Annotated in this window: 2 protein-coding genes and 1 pseudogene; all 3 read left to right on the top strand. The window is 73.9% G+C overall.

Annotation, left to right across the window (positions count from 1 at the left end; translation table 11 throughout):
* Window positions 1-325: 325 nt before the first annotated feature.
* The gene (locus ACFV0G_RS38630; protein WP_380558350.1) at window positions 326-1,300 is read left to right on the top strand and encodes a hypothetical protein; all 975 of its coding nucleotides are present in this window, start codon (window positions 326-328) and stop codon (window positions 1,298-1,300) included.
* A 116-nt stretch (window positions 1,301-1,416) separates the two neighbouring features.
* The gene (locus tag ACFV0G_RS38625; protein WP_380558347.1) at window positions 1,417-1,887 is read left to right on the top strand and encodes a VOC family protein; all 471 of its coding nucleotides are present in this window, start codon (window positions 1,417-1,419) and stop codon (window positions 1,885-1,887) included.
* Window positions 1,888-1,913: 26 nt separating this feature from the next.
* Window positions 1,914-2,190, top strand: a pseudogene (locus ACFV0G_RS38620) (pyridoxamine 5'-phosphate oxidase family protein); the annotation flags it as partial.

The following is a 2,190-nucleotide window of genomic DNA, read 5'->3' as shown; positions in this document are numbered from 1 at the left end:
CCCCGCCGGTCCGGATCCTGGACGGGTCCGTACCGGCTGACTGTTTCAGGCGTATTTCGATCTCCCCTGATCTGCGGATTTCTTGTCGTGACCACTGTCATATGTCCGAGTTGATGACGTAGCCTCTCGACGGTGCGTAGGGTTCCGACAGCTCGGTGTGGCAGCCCCGACCGCGTGCAATGCCGGGCCGATGCCGCCGAACTCGCATGGTGGGGGAGGTTTCCGGATGGGGTCGCAGCAACCGCAGCACGCCGGTCGGCTCAGACTGGTCGGACGGCGTGACGCCGGTCCGGGGAACGGCCGACCTCGGCCGGCCGCCGCACCGTTGCCCGCGCAAGGACAGGCCGCACCGCCACCGCAGCCCCCGGGCCTGCCGCCCGAGCAGCCTTCGGCCGCCGCGCCGGCCGGGAGCCTCGGCTTCGCCGAGGTGCTGAACGCGGCGATCGAGAGCAGCGGCCTCAGCCTGGACCGCAACAGGGCCGCCCTCGCCCAACAGGGCGTCAGGGTCAGCGTCACCACGCTCAGTTACTGGCGCCGGGGTCGCAGCCAGCCGGAGCGCGCCGCCTCGCTGCGGGCCGTGCACCTGCTGGAGGAGCTGCTCGGCCTGCGCCGCACCACGCTCACCGCACTCCTCGGGCCGCCCCGGCCGCGCGGCCGCTGGGTCGCGCCGACCACCCACGACGCCCTGCGGGTGGAGCAGGTCTGGCCGGGCGAGGAGGAGATCGCGGAGCTCTTCGTCGAGCTGGACGCGCCGCCCACCGGTGAGCTGGAGCGGCTGTCCATCCACGACTCGTACTTCGTCGACGCCCGTCGGCGCGGCCATCTGCTCCGGATGCGCCAGGTCGTCCGGGCCACCGTCGGCGGGGTGGCCCGCTGCGTGGTGGTCCACAAGGCCGACGACGGCGCGATCGGCTGCCCGGAGATCACCTCCGTCCGGCACGCCCGGCTCGGCCGGGTCCGGCGCCGCCCGGACAGCGGGCTGCTGGTGGCCGAGCTCCTGCTGGACCGCCCGCTGGCGCTCGGCGACTCCACCGTCCTGGAGTACGAGGTGACCGTCCCCGACACCGGGCCGACCACCGACTACGGCCGGTTCTTCGCGGTGCCCGTGCGCGAGTACGTGCTGCAGGTGCACTTCGACCCCGGCGCGGTGCCCGCACAGTGCGAGCGCTTCGACCGGGAGCCCGGCGCCGAGGTGGACCGCAAGCGCGAGCAGCTGTGGATCGGCGCCTCGGCCAGCGCCCACGTGCTCGCAGCCGACCAGCTGCCGGGCCAGGTCGGGATCAGGTGGCAGTGGGAGTGACCCCGGCGGCCCGGCCGTCGCCAACCTAACCACTACAAGTCCTCATACCGGTTGCATCTCCGATCACCTAACCCTTACTGTCTTCAGTACTGGTTAGACGATCGGAGTGATGCCCTGTGTCCACCGTCCTCGCACCGCCCACCCTGCGCACCGGCCACGTCGGCCTCAACGTGACGGACCTCGACCGGTCGGTGGCCTTCTACCGCCGCCTGCTCGGACTGGAGGTCGCGGGCGGGGGAACGGACCCGGACCGCCGCTTCGCCCTGCTGGGGAAGGACGGCACCCTGATGCTCACCCTCTGGCAGCAGAGCTCGGGCAGCTTCGCCACCGCCGCCCCCGGGCTGCACCACCTGTCCTTCCAGGTGGACACCGTGGACGAGGTCCGCGCCGCGGAGGCCGTCCTGCGGGAGCTGGGCGCCGACTTCACGCACGACGGCGTCGTCCCGCACCGCGAGGGCGGCGACTCCGGCGGGATCTTCTTCACCGACCCGGACGGCATCCGGCTGGAGGTCTTCACCGCCGCCGGGGTCGCCGCCACCGGCGCCGAGGCCCCGGACACCACCGCGCCGACCTGCGGTTTCTTCTAGACCGCGACACGGAGAAGGAGGCCGCGATGTACCACGCCGGCGAACGGGCCGTGCAGCAGCGGGCCGGGCTGCGCGAGCGCGCCGAGCACACCGGGCGCTCGATCGGCGCCACCATCCCGCCGGTCGCGGCCCGCTTCCTGACCGAGCGGCGCACCCTGGTGGTCGGCGCGGCCGACGGCGACGACCGGCTCTGGGCGACCCAGCTGGCCGGGGCGGGCGGGTTGCTGCGGGCCGAGGGGGAGCGCTCGCGGGGGGTGGCCCCCCCCCCGGGCGGCGGGGTCGCCCCCGCCCTCGCCCCCGGCC

Origin of the sequence: Kitasatospora sp. NPDC059571, from assembly GCF_042735675.1 — a bacterium.
Classification (GTDB): Bacteria; Actinomycetota; Actinomycetes; order Streptomycetales; family Streptomycetaceae; genus Kitasatospora.
Note: the sequence above shows the minus strand (reverse complement) of the source record. Positions and strands in the feature narration are given on the sequence as shown.